Genomic DNA, 20,133 nt, shown 5'->3' with positions numbered 1-20,133 from the left:
GGATTACGTTTTAAATCAATCAGATCATAAAGCGCTTTGATACGGCAAAATGTTCGAACGCAACATTTGGTTGGTGCCGAGACCATAGTTAGAGCTCAGACCGCGGAGTTCGATGTTAAAGCCGATCGTGTTGTCATAAATCGCGTGTTTTTGCGTATCATCCCAACCGTTCAGCTTACGCTCGTAGCCAAAGCGAATGGCATAACAGCAGGAGTTGTACTGCACGCCCAGCATCTGGTCAGCAGGTTTATTGACGTTCGTATCGAAGTAATAAGCCCCGACAATTGACCAGCGGTCAGCAATCGGCAAGCTGGCCACGGCGCCCACTTGAGAAATCCCGTTTTCATACTGTGCCTGATTCCATTTATTTTTATCAGCACTGTTATTCGGCAGTGTGGCCTGGATGTATTCCGGGCTGGCGTAACGGTAGTTCAACTGCAGCAAACTGTTTTCGTCACGACGGTATTCGATACTGCTGTTGCTGGTCGCGATGCTGTCCAGACGGGTATCGTACTGGATCCCGCTGCGTAAACCCCAGCGTTCGGAGATACGCCAGTAGGTATCGCCTGCCCACACCAGTGAACCGGTTTTGTCATCATTCTCCCATTCTATGTTGTCATCACCGGTGCGAGACTCGGTGAAATAGTAGATTTGACCCACAGAAATGTTAAAACGTTCAACGGCGGCGTCATCATATACGCGAGATGTGACCCCGGTCGTTACCTGGTTGGCCGAGGCAATACGGTCCAAACCGCCATAGGTGCGGTCACGGAACAGGCCGCTGTAGTCAGCTTGCAGCAGGGAAGAGTCGTAGTTATTAATGTTGCTTTGATCGCGGTATGGCACATATAAATACTGCGCGCGCGGCTCCAGCGTCTGGGTATAACCCGGTGCCAGCATTGCCATATCGCGTTCAAAGATCATCTTACCGTCGACTTTAAACTGCGGCATCACACGGTTTACGGTCTCGTCATACTGAGGGTAATCGTCAAGATTACTCTGCTGATAGTGCGTAGCCAGCATTTTGGCTTCAGTGTTGATACTTCCCCACTGATTGGACAACGGCAGATTGATGGTCGGTTCGAGGTGTAAACGCGTTGCTTCCGGCATGTTGTCGGTCGTGTTGACGAAATGCACTGCCTGCGCATAAACGCGGGTATCAAACGGACCAACATCGTTCTGATAGAAGTTAACGTCTAGCTGTGGCTCGGCGGAATAGCTACTGGTGTTCTGATCGCCAAAGACCTGGAACTGTTTGGTGGAAACTGTCGCATCAAAGTTCTGTACCGCGTAGCCGACGCTGAATTTCTGCGTGGCGTAGCCGTCGGTACTGGAACCGTACTTGTTATCAAAGTCATTGAAATAACTAGAGTCGCTGACCTTGGTGTAGTCGACATTGAAGCGCCACACCTGGTCCATCACGCCAGCGTGTTGCCAGTAGAACAACCAGCGGCGTGAGTTGTCATCCTTCGAGTTTTCATCCTCGTAGACTTTATCGGAGTTCAAATAGTCGAATTCCATCAAACCGGCACCCGCCTGGCTGAGGTAACGGAATTCGTTCTCCCACATCACGCCGCCACGACGGTGCATGTAATGCGGTGTAATGGTGGCGTCCATATTGGGCGCGATGTTCCAGTAATACGGCAGGTAGAACTCAAAATAGTTATTGCTAGTGTATTTTGCGTTCGGGATCAAGAAACCGGAGCGGCGTTTGTCGCCGACGGGCAGCTGCATATACGGGCTGTAAAAAACCGGAACCGGACCCAGTTTAAAGCGGGCGTTCCAGATTTCCGCGACCTGTTCTTCGCGATCGTGGATCACTTCGCTACCGACAACGCTCCAGGTATTGGAACCCGGTAGACAGGAAGTGAAGCTCCCGTTTTCCAGAATGGTGTAGCGGTTTTCACCCCGCTGTTTCATCAGGTCGGCTTTACCGCGTCCCTGACGACCGACCATCTGATAGTCGCCTTCCCAGATGTTGGTATCTTTGGTATTCAGATTCGACCAACCCTTCGGCCCCTTCAGAATGACCTGATTGTCATCATAATGGACGTTACCCAGCGCATCGACGGTACGGACCGGCTCCGGCAGACCCTCGGCCTGCTTCTGGTGCAACTGCACTTCGTCAGCCTGCAGGCGGCTGTTACCCTGTGCGATATCCACGTTGCCAGTAAACACGGCGTCATCCGGGTAATTCCCTTTCGCGTGATCGGCATTGATGGTAACAGGTAATTCATTGGTCTCGCCCTGCACCAGAGGACGGTTATAGCTTGGCACGCCTAACATGCACTGTGAGGCGAGATCGGCTGCCAGACCCTGTTGACTATAAAGGGCGCTGGCAATCATGGTGGCCAGAAGAGTGGGAATACGTTTTTTCATACGTTGTATTTATTGTTCCATCATCAGTAGCGTCGCGCGTGACAAACGGTCACAGCCTAACTTATCTCATCTTCACTGCGCTAGTGTTAATCCTGCCCATTTAGGCATCCGTGGTGTTAGGCACGGCATTGAATGACAGGTATGATAATGCAAATTATAGGCGATGTCCCACAATTGACCGCTGCCGTAAAACGGTAAAAGCACCTTATATTGTGGTACATAGCCCGGCTGGCAGCGTAAAGATTTGGGGAGTCTATGCAGTATTGGGGAAAGATTATTGGTGTCGCCGTGGCCTTAATGATGGGCGGCGGCTTCTGGGGCGTGGTTTTAGGCCTGCTTGTGGGTCATATGTTCGACAAAGCCCGCATGCGCAAAATGGCGTGGTTTGCCAATCAACGTGAACGTCAGGCGCTGTTTTTTGCCACCACCTTTGAGGTGATGGGACACCTGACCAAATCAAAAGGACGCGTCACGGAAGCCGATATTCATATCGCCAGCCAGCTGATGGACCGGATGAATTTACACGGTGACTCACGTACCGCTGCGCAGCATGCCTTCCGGGTGGGAAAATCAGACAATTACCCATTACGTGAAAAAATGCGCCAGTTTCGCAGCGTCTGTTTTGGCCGCTTCGACCTGATCCGTATGTTTCTGGAGATCCAGATCCAGGCGGCGTTTGCGGACGGGTCGCTGCATCCTAACGAACGTGAAGTGCTATATGTGATTGCTGAAGAGCTGGGGATCTCGCGCGCGCAATTTGATCAGTATCTGCGCATGATGCAGGGTGGTGCGCAGTTTGGTGGTGGATATCAGCAACAGTCTGGCGGTGGCTGGCAGCAGGCACAGCGTGGCCCGACGCTGGAAGATGCGTGTAATGTGCTGGGTGTTAAAGCGACCGACGATGCCACTACTATTAAGCGCGCTTATCGTAAACTGATGAGCGAGCACCATCCCGACAAGCTGGTCGCGAAAGGACTACCGCCGGAGATGATGGAAATGGCCAAGCAGAAAGCGCAGGAAATTCAAAAGGCTTATGAGTTAATTAAAGAACAGAAAAGCTTCAAGTAGGTTCCGGGCTATTTTACTTGCCATTTTGAACCAGGGCAGTGCTCACCGCAGTCACGTACTACGTGTACGCTCCTGCGGTTGCGCGCTGTCCGTGTCCAAACTGGCTGCGCCAATAACGCCCGGTTCGGGAAGATCTGCGCCTTAAAAATCTGCTGGGACTTTAAAGGTCATACTATTGCCATACTCGGGATGAGTAATGGTGAGCATCTCGGCATGCAGCAGCAGGCGTGGCGCTAACGCCAGGGCTTCCGGCGGGGCATAGAAGCGGTCACCCAGAATCGGATGCCCTAACGCCAGCATATGCACGCGTAGCTGATGAGAACGCCCGGTAATGGGTTTCAGCACCACCCGCGCGGTATTATCCGCCGCGAATTCCACGACTTCATACTCAGTCTGCGCGGCTTTGCCCGTCTCATAACAGACTTTCTGTTTTGGTCGGTTCGGCCAGTCGCAAATCAGCGGTAAATCCACCAGTCCCTCGGCGGGTGAGGGATGCCCCCACACGCGTGCGACATATTGCTTCTTCGGTTCGCGCTCGCGAAATTGACGCTTTAGCTCGCGCTCTGCCGCTTTGGTCAGCGCCACTACAATCACGCCGCTGGTGGCCATGTCCAGGCGATGCACTGATTCTGCCAGTGGATAGTCGCGTTGAATACGCGTCATCACGCTGTCTTTGTGCTCTTCAAGGCGACCCGGCACGGACAACAAGCCGCTCGGCTTGTTGACCACCATAATGTGTTCATCCTGATACAGGATAACCAGCCAGGGTTCCTGCGGCGGATTGTAGTTTTCCATCCCCATGTATGGCTCCGTTACTGATGCGTCACGACGATCAGGCGTAAGGCATCCAGACGCCAGCCGGCCTGATCCAGGCTTTCCATCACCTGCTGACGGTTGCTTTCAATCGCGGCAAGTTCGTCATCACGGATGTTCGGGTTAACGGCGCGCAGCGCTTCCAGACGCGACAGTTCTGCAGACAGCTTCTCATCCGCTTCTTTACGCGCGGCGTCGATCAGCGCGCGGGCAGATTGCTCAACCTGCGCTTCACCCAACTGCAGAATCGCATGGACATCTTGCTGCACGGCGTTGACCAGCTTGCTACCGGTATGGCGATTAACGGCACTGAGCTGGCGGTTAAAGGTTTCAAACTCCACCTGAGCGGCGAGGTTGTTACCGTTTTTATCCAGCAACATGCGCACCGGCGTCGGTGGCAGGAAGCGGTTGAGCTGCAGTTGCTTCGGTGCCTGCGCTTCGACCACGTACACCAGTTCAACCAGCAGGGTACCAACCGGCAAAGCTTTGTTTTTCAACAGAGATATGGTGCTGCTGCCGGTATCACCAGACAGGATAAGATCCAGACCGTTACGGATCAGCGGATGCTCCCAGGTGATAAACTGGGCGTCTTCACGCGACAGTGCAATATCTCGCTCAAAGGTAATGGTGCAGCCGTCTTCAGGCAACCCCGGAAAATCCGGGACCAGCATATGATCGGACGGCGTCAGCACAATTAAGTTGTCCCCGCGATCGTCCTGATTAATACCGACGATATCAAACAGGTTCATGGCGAAGGCGATCAGACTGGTGTCGTCATCCTGCTCCTCAATGCTCTCAGCCAGCGCCAGCGCTTTTTCGCCGCCGTTGGAGTGAATCTCGAGTAGACGGTCGCGCCCTTGTTCCAGCTGCGCTTTCAGTGCGTCATGCTGTTCACGGCAGGCTTTGATCAGATCATCAAATCCTTCGTTGTTTTCCGGCTCCGCCAGATAACCAATCAGGTTGTTATAGACCGTATCATAAATCGTACGCCCGGTCGGACAGGTGTGCTCAAACGCATCCAGACCTTCGTGGTACCAGCGCACCAGCACGGACTGGGCGGTTTTTTCCAGGTACGGGACGTGGATCTGAATATCGTGCGCCTGACCAATACGGTCCAGACGTCCAATACGTTGTTCCAGCAGATCCGGGTTAAACGGCAGGTCAAACATCACCAGGTTGCTGGCGAACTGGAAGTTACGGCCTTCAGAACCGATCTCCGAGCACAGCATCACCTGCGCACCGCTGTCCTCTTCGCTAAACCAGGCGGCAGCACGGTCACGTTCGATGATCGACATACCCTCATGGAATACGGCAGCGCGAATGCCTTCACGCTCGCGCAGCACCTGCTCCAGCTGCAACGCGGTGGTCGCTTTCGCACAGATAACCAGTACTTTCTGCGGACGATGACTGGTCAGGTAGCCCATCAACCATTCAACGCGTGGGTCGAAGTTCCACCAGGTGCCGGTATCGCCTTCGAACTCCTGATAAATCTGCTCCGGATAGAGCATGTCGCGGGCGCGCTCTTCTGCGCTTTTACGTGCGCCCATAATGCCGGAGACTTTGATTGCTGTCTGGTATTGGGTCGGCAGCGGCAGCTTAATAGTATGCAGTTCGCGTTTCGGGAAACCTTTCACCCCATTACGGGTGTTACGGAACAGTACGCGGCTGGTGCCATGGCGGTCCATTAGCATGGAAACCAGTTCCTGGCGCGCGCTCTGGGCATCTTCACTATCGCTGTTAGCAGCTTGCAGCAGCGGCTCGATGTCCTGCTCGCCAATCAGATCGCCGAGCATGTTCAGCTCATTGTTGCTCAGTTTATTGCCTGCCAGCAGCATGGCGACGGCATCGGCTACCGGACGGTAATTTTTTTGCTCTTCAACAAACTGCTCGAAATCGTGGAAACGGCTTGGGTCCAGCAGGCGTAAACGCGCAAAGTGACTTTCCATACCCAGCTGTTCCGGCGTTGCGGTCAGCAGCAAGATGCCCGGTACGCGCTCGGCCAGTTGTTCGATCGCCATATACTCGCGGCTTGGCGCATCTTCGCTCCACACCAGGTGATGAGCTTCATCGACCACCAACAGGTCCCATTCTGCTTCACACAAATGCTCCAGACGCTGCTTGCTACGACGCGCAAAATCCAGAGAGCAGATGACAAGCTGCTCGGTTTCAAACGGGTTGTAGGCATCGTGCTGCGCTTCGGCATAGCGCTCATCATCAAACAGCGCAAAGCGCAGGTTGAAACGGCGCAGCATTTCGACCAGCCATTGGTGCTGTAACGTCTCAGGGACGATGATCAGCACGCGTTCGGCGGCACCGGACAGCAGTTGCTGATGCAGGATCATCCCGGCTTCAATGGTTTTTCCCAGGCCCACTTCATCTGCCAGCAAAACGCGAGGGGCATGGCGACGACCGACATCATGGGCAATATTAAGCTGGTGGGGGATCAGGCTGGTACGTTGACCGCGCAGACCACTCCACGGCATACGATACTGTTCGCTCTGAAATTTACGCGCACGATAGCGCAGCGCAAAGCGGTCCATACGGTCGATTTGGCCAGCAAACAGACGATCCTGAGGTTTGCTGAACACCAGCTTGCTGTCGAGCAGGACTTCGCGCAGCACGACGCCGGTTTCTTCGGTATCAAGGCGGGTTCCGATATAGGCAAGCAGTCCGTTTTCTTCTTTTACTTCATCGACATGCAATTGCCAGCCTTCATGGCTAGTGATCGTATCACCAGGATTGAACATCACGCGGGTCACAGGGCAGTCACTGCGCGCATACAGACGGTTTTCACCCGTCGATGAGAAAAGTAAGGTGACGGTTCGCGCATCCATGGCGACAACGGTACCAAGTCCCAATTCGCTTTCTGTATCGCTGATCCAGCGTTGACCAAGTGTAAAAGGCATATGTGTTCGGCTCTATATCTTTAATTGCAGGTAATACTCGTCATGTATCGGGTATCCCGAGTTTTCAGAGCATACGACCCCGCTACCAGGCTAATGAATCAGTGGTAGTGGTGTAAAATGGGTCCAGGAATGGAAAGGGCGCTATGGTACTGGATGGCGACGGTTTCGTCACGCGTCAAAATAACCCCAGTTGCCCTGTGAGTAGTGTAGCAAAGTTATCATCAACAAAGGGAAGAATTCCCTCGGCAACCGGCTGTATCTGGCGCGTAAGATAATGCTCATAATCCAGCGCAGAGAGCTGATAATCCACAGGTTCCGGGCCGTTTATCGTCCAGACATATTTTATGGTGCCACGGTTTTGATATTGCGGCGGACGGCCTCGCTTGATGTTCTGTTCATCGGCAAGCCGCGCGGCGCGAACGTGGGGTGGGACATTACGCTGGTATTCGCTTAACGGGCGGCGCAGGCGCTTACGGTAAACCAGCTGATCGTCCAGTTCACCGGCCATCAGGCGGTCGATGGTTTCCCTGACAAAATCCTGATACGGCTCCTGGCGAAAGACCCGCAAATAGAGTTCCTGCTGGAACCGTTGTGCCAGCGGTGTCCAGTCAGTGCGTACGGTTTCCAATCCTTTGAAGACCATGCGCTGCTGGTCCCCGTCCTGAATGAGCCCGGCGTAGCGCTTCTTACTGCCCGTATCCGCGCCGCGAATGGTCGGCATCAAAAAGCGGCGAAAATGGGTTTCAAACTCCAGTTCGAGCGCGCTGGTCAGGTTTTGTTGTTGCAGCGACTGCGCCCACCAGGTGTTGACATGATGGACCAACTCCCGACCAATCCTTGCCGCATCCTCTTCCGCGTGTGCGCCTTTGAGCCAGACAAACGTTGAGTCGGTATCGCCATAGATAACGTCATACCCCTGCGCTTCAATCAGCGCTTTGGTCTGGCGCATGATCGCATGCCCGCGCATGGTGATCGACGAGGCCAGTCTGGGATCGAAAAATCGACATGCCGTGGTGCCTAGCACGCCGTAAAAGGCGTTCATAATGATTTTGAGCGCCTGCGAGAGCGGCTTATTTCCCTGGCGTTTTGCTTCGTCACGCCCGTGCCAGATCTGGGTCACTATTTCCGGTAAGCAGTGTTTTTCGCGCGAAAACCAGGCACCAAGGAATCCTTCAGTGCTGTGTTCAGGATCCGGCTGCGCCATACCTTCGATAAGTCCCACCGGATCGATCAGAAAGGTGCGGATGATAGACGGGTACAGGCTTTTGTAATCCAGAACCAGCACCGAGTCGTACAAACCAGGACGCGAGTCCATCACATAGCCACCGGGGCTGGCATGGGGGGGGACTTCCCCGAGATTTGGCGCAACGTAACCGGCACGGTGCATGCGCGGAAGATAGAGATGACCAAATGCCGCAACCGAGCCACCGTGCCTGTCGACCGGCAGACCGTTGACCGTTGAGCGCTCCAACAGAAACGGCATGATCTCGGTTTTATGAAAGATGCGCGTGACCAGTTCACAGTCTTTGAGATTATAAGTGGCAAGCGCGGGCTTATCCTGAGCGAATCGGCGGTCAATTTCGTCCATGCGGTCCCAGGGATTATCAATTGATTTCCCTTCACCCAGTAGCTCCTGCGACACCGTTTCCAGCGAAAACGAGGAAAAGTTCCAGAACGCGGATTTGAGGGCCTCAATGCCGTCAATGATCAGGCGGCCTTTGGCCTGGGCGAAAAAAACGCCGTTTTTGAAACCGTGCTCGCGCCATTCCAGTTCGCTGTTGTCACGGCCAAAACGCAGGGGAATTCGGTAACGCTCGGCATGATTTTGCAGGACACGTAAATCGAACTGCACGACGTTCCAGCCGATGATGACATCAGGATCGTGGTGGGCTATCCACGCGTTGAGCTTTTCCAGCAACTGCGGACGGCTCGCCACATATTCAAGTTCAAAATCAAGCTGTGAGGCATCACCGTTGGCCGGGCCGAGCATATAGACAATACGCTGTCCGCAGCCTTCGAGACCAATGCAGTAAAGCTCGCCGTGCCGCGTGGTTTCGATATCCAGCGATAGCCATTTTAAGGGGGGGCGATAGTCCGGGTTTGGCTTCAGCCGCGCGTTGATCAGCGTATCATTATACCGATCGCCATCCACCCAAACGGGGGAGGTGATAAAGCGCTCCATCAGATAACGTTCCGGCGGACGCACGTCGGCCTCATAGACCGTGACGCTATTTTCGCGTAGCAGCTTCTCAAGACGCATCAACTGGCGATGGGATCGACAGTACAGCCCCGAAACGGGCTGGCGATGAAAATCCTGCAGGTTAAGCGGAGCCAGCCGAAAGCCGTTTTCTGCGCGTAATAGTGAAGTAACGCGGGAAACCTGGCTGGTTGGGATGAAGGCAACTGACTCCTGCGGCGCAAGCGTGACCAGCAATGGCCCGTCGTCCGTTGCCAGCCAGAATGAAACCTCTGTCCCCTGTGGGGTATCCCGCCAGTGCCGGGTTAAAATAAAACCTGCCTGCGCCACGCTGCGTACCCATCAAAAAACCCGGCATGATTATAGCCTGGTTTATCTGGTTGTACTGTTTTTTTATACAGCTTATGACGAATTTGATTCATGAATACGAGGATGAAGATTTGGGTGGATGAATTATTTTATTCGTAGGCTTACTTTTTTAATTTTTTATTACTTATCTGATTTATATATTGCGAGTTGAATTCAAGTCCATTTCCGGATTTTTGTCGACTTTTAGGAATTGTGCTTATTTAATTATGCAACTAATTTCTCGGAAATGGAAAATTATGTTTTTTCTATTTGTGTTTATTACAGGTTGGTGTAAGAATTTTATTCGAAGTGTTCGGGCTAGCAGGTTAAATATAATATATTTAACTGGGATTCTATTGTTGAATAAAAACGGATTTCAGTTCGATTTCGTCGGGTTATCTCTCTGTGTTATTTGATTTTTATTTTAATATAATTTTATTTCTAGCGCTAACTGGGATACTTCAAATGTTTATTATATTTCATGTAATTAATATGAGAATGGAGTCTTTATGAATATTTTCTCTAAACAGCAACTTAGCGTCAAGTACAGTAACTATATGTTTGTTAATACATTGCTGGCTAACCCTGCTGTAAAGACCGTGAGTAAATTTATTTTATATAAAACATGGAACGGTCAACTGTGGAATGCTGAAGTTATTGATGATGGCAATGCTTTTTTCCATTGGCAGGGTAGTGATAAAAGTAACGGTCATCGTGATACGGTTATTAATTACGTGGTGAATGGTCAGAAGTGGCAGACTACAATTTCAGATTATGTCTTTTTCCATTGTGTGGAGGGCGATCAAGATAATGGGCATTGTGATACTGTAATTGACTATCTCTGCTCAAATGATTGCGTATATCAAGCTTCCTTTGCTGAATACTTCAGCGAATAATGATACTGGAGCGCGTAGTTTATCTACGCGCTTATAAAGAAGATTATTGTCCGTAGTAGGCTTTAGCACCGTGCTTACGCAGATAATGCTTGTCCAGCAGCGTTTGCTGCATATCCGGTAGCTGCGGTGCGAGCTGGCGGCAGAAGATCCCCATATAGGCAACCTCTTCCAGCACAATCGCGTTATGAACGGCATCTTCGGCGTTTTTACCCCATGCAAACGGGCCGTGAGAATGTACCAGTACGCCTGGCATTTGTGCCGCATCAATACCTTGTTTTTCAAAGGATTCAACGATCACATTCCCGGTTTCCCACTCGTATTCACCGTTAATTTCTGCATCGGTCATTTTTCGCGTGCAGGGAATAGCGCCGTAGAAATAGTCTGCGTGGGTCGTTCCTGTGGCTGGAATCGACTGACCCGCCTGTGCCCAGATCGTCGCGTGACGTGAATGGGTGTGGACAATACCACCAATGCTCGGGAAAGCCTGATACAGCAGACGGTGAGTGGGCGTATCGGAAGACGGTTTTTTCTGCCCCTCCACCACTTCACCGGTGGCAATACTGACCACTACCATATCGTCCGCGGTCATTACGCTGTAATCAACACCGGAAGGTTTGATCACGAACACGCCATGTTCACGGTCGACGGCGCTGACATTCCCCCAGGTGAGGGTCACCAGGTTGTGCTTTGGCAGCGCCAGATTCGCTTCCAGGACCTGACGTTTAAGATCTTCTAGCATGTTAACTCCTGAATGCCGGATGGCGTTACGCTTATCCGGCCTACGGTGATTTGTAGGCCGGTAAATGAAATGCCACCGGGCAATCCGTTTCGATAATTAACGTTTGAACCCGTAGTACACTTCGTTCCAGCGCAGCGCGTCCTTAAAGGCCGGCAGGCGGGTATCGTTGTCGATCACCGCGATCTCGATATCGTGCATTTCAGCGAACTGACGCATGTCATTCAGATCCAGCGCATGGCTGAAGACGGTGTGGTGCGCGCCACCGGCCAGGATCCAGGCTTCAGACGCGGTAGGCAGATCCGGCTGGGCTTTCCACAGCGCGTTCGCCACCGGCAGTTTCGGCAGGTCGTGCGGGGTTTGTACTGTATCAATGCAGTTGACCAGCAGACGATAGCGATCGCCGAGATCGATCAGGCTGGCAACCACGGCTGGGCCGGTTTTGGTGTTGAAGATCAGACGAGCAGGGTCGTCTTTACCGCCAATGCCCAGGTGCTGCACGTCGAGGATCGGTTTTTCTTCTACGGCAATCGACGGGCACACTTCCAGCATGTGCGAGCCGAGCACCAGATCGTTGCCCTTCTCGAAGTGGTAGGTGTAATCCTCCATAAATGAGGTGCCACCTTGCAGACCGGTTGACATCACCTTCATGATGCGAAGCAGAGCGGCAGTTTTCCAGTCACCTTCGCCTGCAAAGCCGTAGCCCTGCTGCATCAGACGCTGTACGGCCAGACCCGGAAGTTGTTTCAGGCCGTGCAAATCTTCAAACGTGGTGGTAAAGGCATTGAATCCACCCTGTTCGAGGAAACGCTTCATGCCCAGTTCAATACGGGCGGCTTCCAGCACGTTCTGACGCTTGTCACCGTGGATTTGCGTTGCAGCCGTCATGGTGTAGGTGCTTTCATATTCGTCGATTAGCGCGTTGATCTCACCATCGCTAATCGCGTTCACTACCTGTACCAGATCGCCCACGGCCCAGGTGTTCACCGAGAAACCAAATTTGATCTGAGCAGCCACTTTATCGCCGTCAGTGACTGCAACTTCACGCATGTTGTCGCCAAAGCGGCATACTTTCAGATGGCGGGTATCCTGTTTGGACACGGCTTGGCGCATCCAGGAACCGATACGCTCGTGCGCTTGCTTATCCTGCCAGTGACCGGTGACCACGGCATGCTGCTGGCGCATACGCGCGCCGATGAAGCCAAACTCACGGCCGCCGTGTGCAGTTTGGTTCAGGTTCATAAAGTCCATATCAATGCTATCCCACGGCAGGGCGGCGTTGAACTGGGTATGGAACTGCATCAGCGGTTTGTTGAGAATGGTCAGGCCGTTGATCCACATTTTGGCGGGTGAGAAGGTATGCAGCCAGACCACCAGGCCCGCACAACGATCGTCATAGTTGGCATCGCGGCAAATAGACGTGATTTCGTCAGGCGATGTTCCCAGCGGTTTTAACACCAGTTTGCAGGGCAGTTTAGCTTCAGTATTCAGTGCGTTAACAACGTGCTCGGCGTGCTGGGTTACCTGACGCAGGGTTTCTGGGCCATACAGGTGCTGGCTACCAATCACAAACCACACTTCATAGTTATCAAAAATCGTCATTGTCGTGTCCTTAATGTGTCAGGGTTGCCAGATCTACCGGGGCTTTGTGCGCCGGTGCGGCAGTCGGAAGGTATTGTTGTTCGGCGCTTACCGCCCACTGCTGGTAGCGGCGATACAGTTGTTCAAAACGTTGAGCCTGCTCAGGACGAGGGTGCAGTGTGTTTTCCACGGCACTCGCCATTTTTTGCTGGGCGGCGGGGATATCGGCATGCACGTTTGCGGCAACGGCGGCAAAAATTGCCGCACCAAGCGCGCAGCACTGGTCTGAGGCGACAATCTGCAGCGGACGATTAAGGACGTCACAACAGGCCTGCATGATGACCGGGTTTTTACGTGCGATGCCGCCGAGCGCCATCACGTTATTCACTGCGATGCCTTGTTCGGTAAAGCATTCCATAATGGCGCGTGCGCCAAACGCCGTTGCGGCAATCAATCCACCAAACAGCGCTGGTGCGTCGGTCGCGAGGTTAAGGTCGGTAATGACCCCTTTCAGACGTTGGTTGGCATTGGGTGTACGACGCCCGTTGAACCAGTCGAGTACTACCGGCAGATGGTCCAGAGACGGATTTTTTGCCCATGCTTCGGTTAGCGCAGGCAGCAGCTGTTTTTGGCTGGCTTTAATCTGCGTTTTGAGTTCCGGGTGCTGCGCAGCAAGCTGCTCCAGCGGCCAGCTCAGCACGCGGCTAAACCAGGCATAGATATCGCCGAAGGCGGATTGACCGGCTTCCAGGCCAATAAAGTGCGGCACCACGCTGCCATCAACCTGGCCGCATATGCCTTTCACTGCGCGCTCGCCGACGCTGGCTTTGTCGGCAATCAGAATATCGCAGGTCGAGGTGCCAATGACTTTCACCAACGTGTTTGGCTGTGCGCCCGCGCCGACTGCGCCCATATGGCAGTCGAATGCACCGCCGGAAATGACCACGCTTTCCGGCAGACCCAGGCGCTGTGCCCATTCCGCACAGAGCGTGCCCACTGGCAGGTCTGCGGTGAAAGTATCGGTAAACATCGGGTATTGCAGATGTTGGTTGATGAGGGGGTCGAGTTCATCAAAGAAACTGGCTGGCGGCAGGCCACCCCAGCTTTCATGCCATAGGGATTTGTGACCGGCGCTGCAGCGTCCGCGACGAATATCCTGTGGGCGCGTGGTGTCAGAGAGCAGGGCGGGGATCCAGTCGCACAGCTCAATCCAGGACACGGCAGCCTGCGCGACTGCGTTGTCCTGGCGGGTAACGTGCAGGATTTTCGCCCAGAACCATTCACTGGAATAAATGCCGCCGATATAGCGGGAATAATCGACCTTGCCCGGCGTATGGCACAGGCGGGTGATTTCTTCGGCTTCTTCGACTGACGTGTGGTCTTTCCACAGGACGAACATCGCGTTCGGGTTCTCGGCGAACTCTTCTCTGAGTGCGAGGACGTTGCCGTTGGCATCAATAGGCGCAGGGGTTGAACCGGTGCTGTCAACGCCAATCCCGACCACTGCCGCACGCTGTTGTGCGCTCAGTTCGCCGAGGACCGTTTTCAGTGCGGCTTCCATGGATTCAATGTAGTCACGCGGGTGATGGCGAAACTGGTTGTTTGGACCATCGCAATATTGCCCTTCCTGCCAACGTGGGTACCACTCTACGCTGGTGGCAATCTCCTCGCCGGTGGCACATTCCACCGCCAAAGCGCGTACTGAATCACTTCCAAAATCGAGGCCAATTGCAATCGCCATCGTCTTACTCCATCCAAAAATACGGGTATGGATAAACAGTAGATAATGGGGGTGAAAACCGTCAGGCAGGATCCGCTAATCTTATGGACTAAAATGCTGTGGCATCACAAAGTGTGACGCCGTGCAAATATTCAATGTGGACATTTCTGCCGTAGTTATAGACACTTTTGTTAGCCGTTTTTATCGTTGGCGCAGGACATGTTTTTTACAAAATGCTTTTCGCATGCGGGGTTGATGGTCCATCACTGAAACCATAACGGTCTACAGGGGCGACGGTGACGATATCTTGCATAATATGGACGATTTGTTTCTTATCAGAACACCGGGAGTATTGAAATTATGGCTGAACCGCAAAACGATCCCCTGTTGCCGGGCTACTCGTTTAACGCGCATTTAGTGGCGGGATTAACCCCTATTGAGGCGAACGGGTACCTGGATTTTTTTATCGACAGACCGCTGGGAATGAAGGGCTATATCTTGAACCTGACCATTCGCGGGGAAGGGGTCATCAACAATCAAGGTAAGCAGTTTGTTTGCCGACCGGGTGATATTTTGCTGTTTCCGCCGGGTGAAGTTCACCATTACGGCCGCCATCCCGATGCCAGTGAATGGTACCACCAGTGGGTCTACTTTCGACCTCGCGCCTACTGGCAGGAGTGGCTTACCTGGCCGGCGATTTTTGCACAGACGGGTTTTTTCCGCCCGGATGAAGCGCATCAGCCACACTTCAACGAACTGTTTGGCCAGATAATCAGCGCCGGGCAGCGGGAGGGTCGTTACTCTGAGCTGTTGGCGATCAATTTGCTGGAACAACTGCTGCTCAGACGTATGGAAGCAATTAATGAATCGCTGCATCCCCCCATGGATAACCGTGTGCGTGATGCCTGTCAGTACATCAGCGATCACCTGGCGGACAGCAATTTTGATATTGCCAGCGTCGCGCAGCATGTCTGCCTGTCGCCGTCTCGTTTGTCGCACCTGTTCCGCCAGCAGCTCGGCATCAGCGTACTCAGCTGGCGTGAGGATCAGCGAATTAGCCAGGCGAAGCTCCTGTTGAGCACCACGCGCATGCCGATCGCCACCGTCGGGCGCAACGTCGGGTTTGACGATCAGCTCTATTTCTCCCGCGTTTTCAAAAAATGTACCGGCGCCAGCCCGAGCGAGTTTCGCGCTGGCTGTGAATAAAAAGTGAATGATGTGTCCGAAAAGTTGTCATATCTCGCAAACTATTCATACGAATGATGGCTTGACGAAGTTGAGAAGGGTTATCAGAATCCTTGCTTCGTAAATCTGACGGACACATTATGCAAGCATTGCTGGAACATTTTATTCTCCAGTCCGCCGTATACTCTTTGATAGCCGTACTGCTGGTGGCTTTTCTGGAGTCGCTGGCGCTGGTGGGCTTAATTTTACCCGGTACCGTGCTGATGGCCGGACTGGGTGCGCTGATTGGTAGCGGTGAACTGAACTTCTGGCATGCCTGGCTTGCGGGCATTGTCGGCTGCCTGATGGGTGACTGGATCTCCTTCTGGCTGGGCTGGCGTTTTAAAAAGCCGCTGCATCGCTGGTCTTTTATGAAAAAGAACAAGGCGTTACTGGATAAAACTGAACATGCGCTTCATCAGCACAGCATGTTTACTATTCTGGTAGGTCGTTTTGTTGGTCCGACGCGTCCGCTGGTGCCAATGGTGGCGGGGATGCTTGATCTGCCTGTCGCCAAATTTATTGTGCCTAATATCATTGGCTGCGTACTGTGGCCGCCGTTTTATTTTCTGCCGGGTATCCTGGCGGGCGCGGCAATTGATATTCCCTCAGATGTACAGAGCGGCAATTTCAAATGGCTATTGCTGGCGACCGCACTATTGCTGTGGGTCGGGGGATGGCTGTGCTGGCGGCTATGGCGTAGCGGCAAAGCGGCTGTTGATCGCTTAACCGTTTATTTGCCGCGAGGTCGGCTGCTGTATCTGGCTCCGCTTGTTCTCGGGATCGGCGTGGTGGCGCTGGTCGCACTGATCCGCCATCCGCTGATGCCGGTGTATATCGATATCCTGCGCAAAGTGGTGGGCTATTAGGGCTTATTTTGCCGGATGGCGCTGGCGCTAATCCGGCCTACGGGCCGAAAATTGCGCCACTATGCTTTAATACCCAACAGCGCCGAGGCGCTGGCGTGACCGCTCAACAACGCCTCCGTTTTACCTTGCCACGCAATGCGCCCGTCGGCGACTACGATTGAACGTGGCGCAATGCGCGCGGCGTCTTCTACGCTGTGGGACACCATCAGCAGCGTCAGTTGCTTCTCACGACACACGTCGGCCACCAGTGTGAGCATCTCCTGACGCAGGGCGGGGTCGAGTGCAGAGAACGGTTCATCAAGCAGCAACACGGGCTGCTCCCGCACCAGGCAGCGCGCCAGGGCTACACGCTGACGTTGCCCGCCGGAAAGCTCGCCAGGTAGCCTTTCCAGCAACATGTCGAGTCCCATTTGTTGAGCAATGTGGCGCATTTTCTCCTGCTGCTGCGCGTTCAGTTTCAACCCAGGGTTAAGTCCGAGGGCGATATTCTGTTGCACACTCAGGTGGCTGAACAGATTGTTTTCCTGAAACAGCATGGAGACAGGGCGGCGAGAAGGCGGCGTGCGGGTATGATCCTCACCACCAATCATCATTGTGCCGCTGGCTGGTGCCAGAAAACCGGCAATCAGGTTTAATAGCGTACTTTTCCCGGCGCCGCTGGGTCCCAGCACGGCGATCTGTTCACCGCGCGCGACCGACAGCGTAAAGCGCATGGGTAAATGGTGATACAGCCATGTGATATCAATCAGTTTTAACATGTCGACCCGGTAATTTCTCAATAACAGTAAACAGCGTAAAGCACAGGATCAGCAGCAATAATGCGGTGACTGCACCATCCTGACTGCGATAGGAGCCAATCTGCTGATAGAGGTAAAACGGTAACGTGCGGAAGTCCTCGTTGCCAAACAGGGCTACCACGCCAAAATCGCCAATCGACAGGACGCAGGCGAAGGCCATGGCTTGCGCCAGCGGGCGTTTCAACGCACGCAGCTCAATCACTTTCAACCGCGACCATCCTTCAATGCCTAAAGACTGGCACAACATGCTGTAGCGCGCCGTTACGTCACGCATCGGGTTTTCCAGCACTTTCAGCGCATAAGGGATGGCCATTAGTGCATTGGTAAAAATCACAATGCCGTCGGCAGAGTCCGGCAGTCCAATACTGTTATTGAGCAGCAGGAAGAACCCGGTTGCCAGCACGATGCCCGGCATTGCGAGGATCAGCATGCCGCTCAGTTCCAGCGCCTGACCGGCTAAAACTTGCTGCCGTGCCCGCAGCTCGCGGCTGCTCCACAACAGCATCATGGTGAGAATGACGCACAGAAGGCCTGCCGCCAGCGCAATACGCAGCGAAGTCCACAGGGCTTGCCACAATACAGGCTGCGCGAGAACGTCCAGAATATGACGGTTAACACCATCGACAATCACCGCCAGCAGCGGCGGGAGTAACAGCAGCAGCGCCAGAATAATCAGCAGGGTGTCGGTCACTCGGCTGTGCAGGCGGTCGTCGGGATCGCGCCAGCCTTGTACCAGCGTGGTGCCGGGGGCTATCGCTCGACTCATGCGCTGGCTGAGCAGCACCAGTCCTAAGCAGCAAATCATCTGGATCAGTGCCAGCATGGCGGCGCGGGCGGGATCGTAGTCGAAGCTCAGCGCCTGATAGATAGCCAGCTCGATGGTGGTCGCCTGTGGCCCGCCGCCGAGCGACAACACGGTAGCAAAACTGGCGAAGCACAGCATAAAGATGAGCGCCGCTACCGGAGGGATCTGGCGGCGTAGCCACGGCCATTCAACGAAGCGGAAGAAATGCCAGCCGCGCATACCTAGCTGCGCGGCGAGCTGCCGCTGTTCGCCGGGAATATTCTCCAGCGACTGCAGCAGTAAACGGCTGGCCATCGGCAGGTTGAAAAAGACGTGTGCCAGCAGAATGCCCTGCAGACCGTACGGTGAAAACGTCCACTCCAGGCCGAGAGCCTGCCAAAGTGAGGCCAGCCAGCCCTGACGACCGTAGACGCTAAGGATGCCAAAGACGGCGACCAGCACCGGCAGGATCAGCGTCATTGCGCACAGGCGCAGCAGCGCTATACGCCCAGGGAAACGGCGACGATAAAGCGCCCGGGCGAGGAAGATTGCCGGGATCACCGACAGCGCAGCGGATAAAAATGCCTGCCAGAAGGAAAAACGCACCACGTGCCACAGGTAGCTGTCCTGCCACAGCGTGAGCCAGTCTCCCTGAGGGGCGTTCAGCCACAGCGCCAGAAACGCCGCCAGGGCGACGGCCACTATCAACGTAGCGGCCGAAATCCCTGGGAGCAGCCAGCCGGGAATTAACGGCTGACGGCGCGTTGCCATGCGTTAATCCATGTCTGACGTTGAGTTGCTACCTGTTGTGGGGTGAATTCCAGCGCGGTGGACGGTTTTTCCAGTTGTGCAATGCCAGGAGGAAGCGTGACCTGGGTTACCGGATACATCCAGTTGCCGGTGGGGATTGCGTTCTGGAACGCCGGAGAAACCATAAATGTCAGGAATTTTTCCGCCAGTTCGGGCTGTTTGCTGGCGGCGGTACGTGCGGCGACCTCCACCTGCAAATAGTGTCCCTCGCTAAAATTGGCGGCGGCGTAGTTATCTTTCTTCTCTTCGATGATGTGATACGCCGGAGAGGTGGTATAGCTCAGCACCAGATCGCTTTCACCTTTTAGGAACAGACCGTAGGCTTCACTCCAGCCCTTGGTGACGGTGACGGTTTTAGCCGCCAGTTTCTGCCAGGCTTCCGGCGCTTTATCGCCGTACACTTTCTGCATCCACAGCAGCAGTCCCAGACCCGGCGTGCTGGTGCGTGGGTCCTGATAAATTACGCGCCATTTCTGGTCGCTTTCGACCAGTTCTTTCAGGCTCTTTGGTGGGTTTTTCAGCTTGTTTTTGTCATACACAAAGGCGAAATAACCGTAATCAAATGGTACAAAGGTGTCGTTTTTCCAGCCGCCAGGGACGTTGATGGCATCGCTCGCCACGCCGCTTTTGGCAAACAGTTTGGTCTGCATTGCCGCGTCGAGCAGGTTGTTATCCAGTCCGAGCACGACGTCGGCTTTACTGTTTTTTCCTTCCATACGCAGGCGGTTAAGCAGCGAAACGCCATCTTCCAGCGCCACCAGCTTTAGTTCGCAGTTGCAGTCGGCTTCAAAGGCTTTTTTGATGGTTGGACCGGGGCCCCAGTCGGCGGCGAACGAGTCGTAGGTATAGACGGTCAGAACGGGTTTGGCGAAGGCAGGCGCTGCGCACAGCAGTAAAAGCGGAAGACATTTTTTAAACACTTTGCACCTCATAAAGTAAAACTCTAAATAATTCGAGTTGCAGGAAGGCGGCGACGTAGCGCATCCCCGGGAGCGTACAGGTAGT

Annotated in this window: 14 protein-coding genes; 4 read left to right on the top strand and 10 right to left on the bottom strand. The window is 53.9% G+C overall.

Annotated features, from left to right (window positions below; translation table 11 throughout):
* Nucleotides 1–24: 24 nt before the first annotated feature.
* Nucleotides 25–2,379 (bottom strand): LPS assembly protein LptD, encoded by a 2,355-nt coding sequence (gene lptD, locus FDW88_RS03335; protein WP_137362022.1) that lies wholly within the window; start codon nucleotides 2,377–2,379, stop codon nucleotides 25–27.
* A 255-nt stretch (nucleotides 2,380–2,634) separates the two neighbouring features.
* Between lptD and djlA the strand changes: the two genes are divergently transcribed.
* On the top strand, nucleotides 2,635–3,447 hold the full coding sequence (gene djlA, locus FDW88_RS03330) for a co-chaperone DjlA (RefSeq protein WP_137362021.1): 813 nt from the start codon (nucleotides 2,635–2,637) through the stop codon (nucleotides 3,445–3,447).
* A 141-nt stretch (nucleotides 3,448–3,588) separates the two neighbouring features.
* Here djlA and rluA read toward each other — a convergent pair whose 3' ends face one another.
* The 3 genes from rluA to polB form a co-directional block, all read right to left on the bottom strand.
* Nucleotides 3,589–4,248 (bottom strand): bifunctional tRNA pseudouridine(32) synthase/23S rRNA pseudouridine(746) synthase RluA, encoded by a 660-nt coding sequence (gene rluA, locus FDW88_RS03325; RefSeq protein WP_115259480.1) that lies wholly within the window; start codon nucleotides 4,246–4,248, stop codon nucleotides 3,589–3,591.
* Between the two features lie 11 nt (nucleotides 4,249–4,259).
* The gene (gene rapA / locus FDW88_RS03320) at nucleotides 4,260–7,166 is read right to left on the bottom strand and encodes an RNA polymerase-associated protein RapA (protein ID WP_137362020.1); all 2,907 of its coding nucleotides are present in this window, start codon (nucleotides 7,164–7,166) and stop codon (nucleotides 4,260–4,262) included.
* Between the two features lie 175 nt (nucleotides 7,167–7,341).
* The gene (gene polB, locus FDW88_RS03315; RefSeq protein ID WP_137362019.1) at nucleotides 7,342–9,693 is read right to left on the bottom strand and encodes a DNA polymerase II; all 2,352 of its coding nucleotides are present in this window, start codon (nucleotides 9,691–9,693) and stop codon (nucleotides 7,342–7,344) included.
* A gap of 527 nt (nucleotides 9,694–10,220) precedes the next feature.
* On the opposite strand from polB, the gene FDW88_RS03310 reads away from it, so the two are divergent.
* Nucleotides 10,221–10,607 carry a DUF4751 family protein gene (locus FDW88_RS03310; RefSeq protein WP_115259478.1) on the top strand — a complete coding sequence of 129 codons (387 nt, stop codon included), beginning with the start codon at nucleotides 10,221–10,223 and terminating at the stop codon, nucleotides 10,605–10,607.
* Nucleotides 10,608–10,650: 43 nt separating this feature from the next.
* Here the strand turns inward: FDW88_RS03310 and araD are convergent, their stop codons facing one another.
* The 3 genes from araD to araB all read right to left on the bottom strand — a co-directional run bounded on the left by araD (nucleotide 10,651) and on the right by araB (nucleotide 14,665).
* Nucleotides 10,651–11,346 (bottom strand): L-ribulose-5-phosphate 4-epimerase, encoded by a 696-nt coding sequence (araD, locus tag FDW88_RS03305; RefSeq protein ID WP_115259477.1) that lies wholly within the window; start codon nucleotides 11,344–11,346, stop codon nucleotides 10,651–10,653.
* Between the two features lie 96 nt (nucleotides 11,347–11,442).
* The gene (gene araA, locus FDW88_RS03300; protein ID WP_115259476.1) at nucleotides 11,443–12,945 is read right to left on the bottom strand and encodes an L-arabinose isomerase; all 1,503 of its coding nucleotides are present in this window, start codon (nucleotides 12,943–12,945) and stop codon (nucleotides 11,443–11,445) included.
* A gap of 10 nt (nucleotides 12,946–12,955) precedes the next feature.
* The gene (gene araB, locus FDW88_RS03295) at nucleotides 12,956–14,665 is read right to left on the bottom strand and encodes a ribulokinase (RefSeq protein ID WP_135912599.1); all 1,710 of its coding nucleotides are present in this window, start codon (nucleotides 14,663–14,665) and stop codon (nucleotides 12,956–12,958) included.
* A 339-nt stretch (nucleotides 14,666–15,004) separates the two neighbouring features.
* On the opposite strand from araB, the gene araC reads away from it, so the two are divergent.
* The gene (gene araC / locus FDW88_RS03290; protein WP_117342325.1) at nucleotides 15,005–15,850 is read left to right on the top strand and encodes an arabinose operon transcriptional regulator AraC; all 846 of its coding nucleotides are present in this window, start codon (nucleotides 15,005–15,007) and stop codon (nucleotides 15,848–15,850) included.
* Between the two features lie 119 nt (nucleotides 15,851–15,969).
* Nucleotides 15,970–16,737: a DedA family protein gene (locus FDW88_RS03285; RefSeq protein WP_137362018.1), complete on the top strand. Its 768-nt coding sequence runs from the start codon at nucleotides 15,970–15,972 to the stop codon at nucleotides 16,735–16,737.
* Between the two features lie 59 nt (nucleotides 16,738–16,796).
* Here FDW88_RS03285 and thiQ read toward each other — a convergent pair whose 3' ends face one another.
* Genes thiQ through thiB form a run of 3 tightly spaced genes read right to left on the bottom strand, consistent with a single transcriptional unit; the run spans nucleotide 16,797 to nucleotide 20,048 of the window.
* Complete coding sequence (thiQ, locus tag FDW88_RS03280; RefSeq protein WP_137362017.1) at nucleotides 16,797–17,495, bottom strand: thiamine ABC transporter ATP-binding protein ThiQ; 699 nt, start codon at nucleotides 17,493–17,495, stop codon at nucleotides 16,797–16,799.
* Nucleotides 17,479–19,089 carry a thiamine/thiamine pyrophosphate ABC transporter permease ThiP gene (thiP, locus tag FDW88_RS03275; protein WP_137362016.1) on the bottom strand — a complete coding sequence of 537 codons (1,611 nt, stop codon included), beginning with the start codon at nucleotides 19,087–19,089 and terminating at the stop codon, nucleotides 17,479–17,481. Before thiP ends, thiQ begins: the two co-directional genes overlap by 17 nt.
* Nucleotides 19,065–20,048 carry a thiamine ABC transporter substrate binding subunit gene (gene thiB / locus FDW88_RS03270; RefSeq protein WP_115259471.1) on the bottom strand — a complete coding sequence of 328 codons (984 nt, stop codon included), beginning with the start codon at nucleotides 20,046–20,048 and terminating at the stop codon, nucleotides 19,065–19,067. The genes thiP and thiB overlap by 25 nt, the downstream gene beginning before the upstream one ends.
* Nucleotides 20,049–20,133 lie beyond the last annotated feature (85 nt).

The sequence above is a fragment of the Citrobacter sp. wls829 genome, assembly GCF_005280825.1.
In the GTDB taxonomy this organism is placed as follows: Bacteria; Pseudomonadota; Gammaproteobacteria; order Enterobacterales; family Enterobacteriaceae; genus Citrobacter; species Citrobacter gillenii.
This window is presented reverse-complemented; position numbering and strand designations above follow the sequence as displayed.